Source organism: Blautia sp. AM29-29, from assembly GCF_003480555.1.
Lineage (GTDB): Bacteria > Bacillota > Clostridia > Lachnospirales > Lachnospiraceae > Fusicatenibacter > Fusicatenibacter saccharivorans.
The window spans coordinates 5293-10682 of record NZ_QUJD01000037.1 but is presented as its reverse complement, the minus strand read 5'-3'; the positions used below and the strand labels follow the sequence as shown (position 1 = coordinate 10682).

General features: G+C 42.7%; 7 protein-coding genes. 6 read left to right on the top strand and 1 reads right to left on the bottom strand.

The annotated features are described in order from the left end of the window. The 4 genes from DW769_RS15935 to DW769_RS15910 all read left to right on the top strand — a co-directional run. Positions 1 to 1207: VirD4-like conjugal transfer protein, CD1115 family (locus DW769_RS15935; RefSeq protein ID WP_158579837.1), on the top strand; the 1207-nt coding region annotated here is incomplete at its 5' end. 10 nt (positions 1208 to 1217) lie between these two features. Further along, complete coding sequence (locus tag DW769_RS15930; protein WP_330417455.1) at positions 1218 to 1763, top strand: helix-turn-helix transcriptional regulator; 546 nt, start codon at positions 1218 to 1220, stop codon at positions 1761 to 1763. Between the two features lie 250 nt (positions 1764 to 2013). Further along, positions 2014 to 2154, top strand: a complete 141-nt coding sequence (locus DW769_RS15920) for a Maff2 family mobile element protein (protein ID WP_082424746.1) — start codon at positions 2014 to 2016, stop codon at positions 2152 to 2154. Between the two features lie 583 nt (positions 2155 to 2737). Continuing rightward, complete coding sequence (locus DW769_RS15910) at positions 2738 to 3226, top strand: hypothetical protein (RefSeq protein ID WP_002569239.1); 489 nt, start codon at positions 2738 to 2740, stop codon at positions 3224 to 3226. 152 nt (positions 3227 to 3378) lie between these two features. Here DW769_RS15910 and DW769_RS17100 read toward each other — a convergent pair whose 3' ends face one another. Beyond that, a complete protein-coding gene (locus DW769_RS17100) occupies positions 3379 to 3504 on the bottom strand; it encodes a hypothetical protein (RefSeq protein ID WP_007037420.1) in 126 nt (41 codons plus the stop codon). Between the two features lie 349 nt (positions 3505 to 3853). Here DW769_RS17100 and DW769_RS15900 point away from each other — a divergent pair, with 349 nt between their 5' ends. After that, a complete protein-coding gene (locus DW769_RS15900) occupies positions 3854 to 4249 on the top strand; it encodes a plasmid mobilization protein (RefSeq protein ID WP_002594236.1) in 396 nt (131 codons plus the stop codon). Then, positions 4221 to 5390: relaxase/mobilization nuclease domain-containing protein (locus tag DW769_RS15895; RefSeq protein WP_118750627.1), on the top strand; the 1170-nt coding region annotated here is incomplete at its 3' end. The genes DW769_RS15900 and DW769_RS15895, both read left to right, overlap by 29 nt.

Below are 5390 nucleotides of genomic sequence, written 5' to 3'. Positions count from 1 at the left end.
TACGGTTCTTAGGGGAGGGGCTGGCAGCAATGCCAGTCTCTTACCCGACATCCGGAGTGAGAAAGATATCTTGAAACTGGTAAATACCATTATCGCAAATACCAAAGGTGAAGGTGAAAAATCAACCGAAGATTTCTGGGTGAAGGCCGAACGTCTTTTGTATTCTGCACTGATCGGATACATCTGGTATGAAGCACCAGAGGAAGAACAGAACTTTTCTACTTTGCTGGAATTTATCAATGCCAGTGAGACCAGGGAGGATGATGAAGAATTTAAAAATGCGGTGGATGAATTGTTTGAAGAACTGGAAGCAGAAAATCCGGAACACTTTGCAGTAAGGCAATATCGCAAGTACAAGCTTGCTGCCGGCAAAACCGCGAAGTCGATTTTGATTTCCTGTGGTGCCAGACTTGCACCATTTGATATTCAGGAGCTAAGAGAAATCATGTCCTATGACGAAATGGAACTGGATATGATTGGCGATCAGAGAACAGCCCTGTTTGTCATCATTAGTGATACAGATGACACATTCAACTTTGTGGTAGCGATCATGTACACCCAGCTCTTTAACCTGCTTTGTGATAAAGCAGATGATGAGCATGGAGGCAGGCTTCCCTATCATGTACGGCTGCTTCTTGATGAGTTCAGCAATATCGGACAGATTCCAAAATTTGACAAGTTGATTGCTACAATCCGAAGCAGGGAAATCTCCGCTTCTATCATTCTGCAGTCACAATCTCAGCTGAAAACCATCTATAAGGATGCTGCTGAGACAATAACAGGCAACTGTGACACTGTTCTTTTCCTGGGTGGAAAGGAAAGTTCCACACTGAAAGAAATATCAGAAACCCTGGGAAAGGAAACCATAGATCTTTACAACACATCAGACACCAGAGGCAGCAACCGGTCCTATGGGCTGAACTATCAAAAGACTGGAAAAGAACTGATGAGTAGAGATGAGCTGGCGGTCATGGATGGAGAAAAATGTATCTTACAGCTTCGAGGAGTCCGGCCGTTTTTAAGCAACAAATATGATATCACAAAGCATAAACGGTACAAGGAACTTGCCGATTATGATAAGAAAAATGCTTTTGATGTTGAAAAATATCTGAATCATAATCTGACATTTTCAAAAGATACAGAGTTTGAGATGTTTCGGATTGATGTAACAGAGGATGAAATAAGACAAATTGAAATCATTAATTAAGAAAATTTCTATGTTACCAAAGTGGAAACATAGGAAAACCATGCTGGTTCTTTCTTTTTTAATGGTATCATTATATGATATGAATGAAAGAGAGGTAAGAAGTATGGCTTTAAATGATAACATTAAAAAAATCAGAGAAGAAAAAAAATATACACAACAACAACTTGCCGATAAACTGTACGTATCACGACAAACTGTATGCCGATGGGAGAACGGTTCAAGATGTCCAGATCTAATTACAGCAAAAAAGTTAGCAATGGAGCTTGGAGTCACTTTGGATGAACTTATATCTGATGAAGATATCACAGATATTCAATCAAAATATGGAATATGGAAGTTTGATAGGGTAAAAGAAAGGGAAAATATTCAGATGATGCAAAAAAGGATCCTAGATTTTATAGAGATTATAGGAGGTATATTTTTAGTAATTTCTTTGTTGCTAAGAGTTCAATTTGATATGAAAGTACCAGCGTGGATTACGATAATATGTATTTTAATAGTGACAGTAGCATTTTTGTTTAATTTTGTGCTGGCAAAAAAATTGGATAGGAAGTAAAAAATTTCAAGTATTTGTAAAAAGAACAAAAAGCGTTAGAGCATGTAGAAAAATCCATCTATATGCTCTATTTTTTTTATGTTTTTTCAAGAAAGAAATCTAAAAGTAGGAAGAAAGGAGAAAAAAGTGAAGATAAAGATAAGATCGCCTTGCAAATAAAACAGGTAAAAAAAGGTCTGAATAAAAGGGAAAGGAGTAGAGCCAAACGCTTACAGACCATAAGAAAAAGCGTTTGTTCATACATTTGATTATGGCTTTTTTTAGCAGTGCAATCAATATCCTTCAGACACTGGTCGTTGCAATCGGTGCCGGTCTTGGTGTCTGGGGCGTAATCAACCTGATGGAAGGTTATGGAAACGACAACCCGGGTGCAAATGCTCATGTGCGGTAAAGTAATAAAAAGATTTAGGTAGCCGCCTTAACTATTCCTAAATAAGATAATATGCACAGTATTTTCTCGTAAATAGAAAATAAATTATTGCATTTTACCAATTATTATGTTAAAATGACAATGTAACAAAGAGCTATGTATTTTTAAGGAAAGGGAGGAACTTATGAATTTATGAAAATCTATTTTAGCACTTTCAGTAGTAGCTGGAATTGTAGCTGCTCCAATGACTGTATTTGCCGCTCATACTCATAGTTGGGGTTCTCCCCAGTACTATGGATATGAAGATGAAATGCCTGGTATATATGATGACTGGGATAAATGTGCGACACGTCATGTATATAATTACAAACAATGTTTAATTTGTGGAGAAGTAAGCATTTATGAAGTTGAGACGATTGAAATGTCTCACAAATGGGTGAATGGTGCATGTGTATATTGCAACAAAGGTTACGCGAAAGAGATAAATTAACATAGTATCATTACCGGCAAGTTTATGATCAAAAAATAGAAAGCATTGAGAATATTTCAAAATTTCTTGAAAGTACTCTCAGTGCTTTCTTTGATAATATGAAAGGAGAAATAAATGCAAAAAAAACAACTTTCTGTATTAGTACTAATTATTTTATGCTTTTTATTAGGATGTAACAGAGAAACACCAAAAGATGAATCTCAACAAAATTATGAAGATGAATCTAATATTTCTAAAACAAATGGAGAAGAACTTGTAAATATAAACAGTGAATTGTTAGGTTCGACTCCTTTTGATATCCAAATCGATAAAACAGCATTGCAGACTAGAAAAGAAACAGAAACAGAAGTTACAATAAAGACAAATTTAACAGACTGGGGTTATACTGTTTCTTCTGAAAAAGGGAAAATATCTGATATAAATAAAAATTCATTCATATATATAGCACCTAAAGATGAGAGGGATGATACTATAAAAATACAATTATCGGACTATGAAAATGGCATATCATATGAATATACAATTCCACTTATTTTTGCGGGAAACAATGAACATTCTTTAGATAAATTCAAGGAAAATCTTTCAAGATTACCTAATAGTTAGTAAAGAGTCGATAGACTAAAGTACCACCATCCTCTTTTATTTCAACTGAATATCCATCCCGCCGCACCGCAGCGGCACATGAAGCAGTAAATCCGAAAAAGATTTGCTGCTTTTTTTGCGTCCATTTTTGGCAAATTTCCAAAAGTTCCGTATTAGACAGTGAAACCAAAAAAGGCTGCCATTTTTTTCAGACAGCGGGCAAAACGCAGCTTCCGAAACGCCTTATTGTCGGGAAAGACCGAGCCGCCGGAAAAGTTCTTGCCGGAAAGTCCGTCCATTCTGCTCTTTTGTGGTTTGTAGGGAGTAAGGGAAAAACGCCAGCCCGCAGCCTTTTATAAAAAAAGCTGGTTATAGATTTTCTGAAAAAGTGGCAGTAGCAAGTGAACGGCAGGCCGGCAGTTTCTTAGAGCAAGATTCTACCGAGGTGCCAAAATTCGCTTATCGCTCATTTTGCCCCTGCGGGAATCTTGTTGGGGAGTGCCTTCCCCAAACCCTGCTTATGCGGCTTGCGCCGCTGAAAAACCCCTCAAAATATTTTTCGGATTTTTCAAAAACAGTTCCGCTTCACACCCTGTTTTTCTCCTATTAGTGAGAGGACACCACGCACAGAAAGGAGGTCAACCACCTATGAAACGATACAACACGCCGCACCGCAGCCGGGTAGTCAAAACACGCATGACCGAGGAAGAATACGCCGAGTTTGCCCAGCGGCTTTCTGCTTACCACATGAGCCAAGCCGAGTTTATCCGGCAAGCCATAACCGGGGCAGCCATACGCCCCATCATAACCGTTTCCCCCATCAATGACGAGCTGCTTGCCGCTGTCGGGAAGCTGACCGCCGAATACGGGAGGATCGGCGGCAACTTAAACCAGATAGCCCGGACGCTGAACGAGTGGCACAGTCCCTATCCGCAGCTTGCCGGGGAGGTACGGGCGGCGGTTTCCGACCTTGCTGCCCTAAAGTTTGAAGTCTTGCAGAAAGTGGGTGACGCTGTTGGCAACATTCAAACATATCAGCTCTAAAAACGCCGACTATGGCGCAGCGGAAGCCTATCTCACATTTGAGCATGACGAGTTTACCATGAAAGCCACCCTTGATGAAAACGGGCGGCTGATACCGAGGGAGGATTACCGCATTTCTTCCCTCAACTGCGGGGGCGAGGATTTCGCTGTTGCCTGTATGCGAGCCAATCTCCGCTATGAGAAAAACCAAAAACGGGAAGATGTGAAAAGCCACCACTATATCATCAGCTTTGACCCACGGGACGGGACAGACAACGGCTTGACCGTAGACCGGGCGCAGGAGCTGGGCGAGCAGTTCTGCAAGGAGCATTTCCCCGGACACCAAGCCCTAATCTGCACCCACCCGGACGGGCATAACCACAGCGGGAATATCCATGTGCATATCGTCATCAACTCCCTGCGGATTTACGAAGTCCCGCTTCTGCCCTACATGGACAGACCAGCCGACACGCTGGAGGGCTGCAAGCACCGCTGCACCAACGCCGCTATGGAATATTTCAAGAGCGAAGTCATGGAAATGTGCCACCGGGAGGGGCTTTACCAAATCGACCTCTTGAACGGCAGCAAGGAACGGATAACCGAACGGGAATACTGGGCGGCAAAGAAAGGGCAGCTTGCCCTTGACAAAGAGAACGCCGCCAGAGAAGCCGCCGGACAGCCGACCAAGCCCACCAAGTTTGAAACGGACAAGGCGAAGCTGCGCCGGACGATACGGCAGGCACTTTCCCAAGCTGGCAGCTTTGACGAGTTTTCTTCCCTTTTGCTGCGGGAGGGTGTGACCGTCAAGGAGAGCCGGGGGCGGCTTTCCTACCTCACGCCGGACAGGACAAAGCCTATCACAGCCCGAAAGCTGGGGGACGATTTTGACAAGGCTGCTGTCCTTGCCCTGCTCACGCAGAACGCCCACAGAGCTGCCGAACAGACCAAAGCCATACCCGAATACCCTGCCGCAGTTAAAAAGCCGTTACAAGGGGAAAAAGCTGCAAAAACCACCCCGGCAGACAACACCTTGCAGCGCATGGTTGACCGGGAAGCCAAGCGAGCCGAGGGCAAGGGCGTGGGCTATGACCGCTGGGCGGCAAAGCACAACCTAAAGCAAATGGCAGCTACCGTTACCGCCTATCAGCAGTACGGCTTTTCC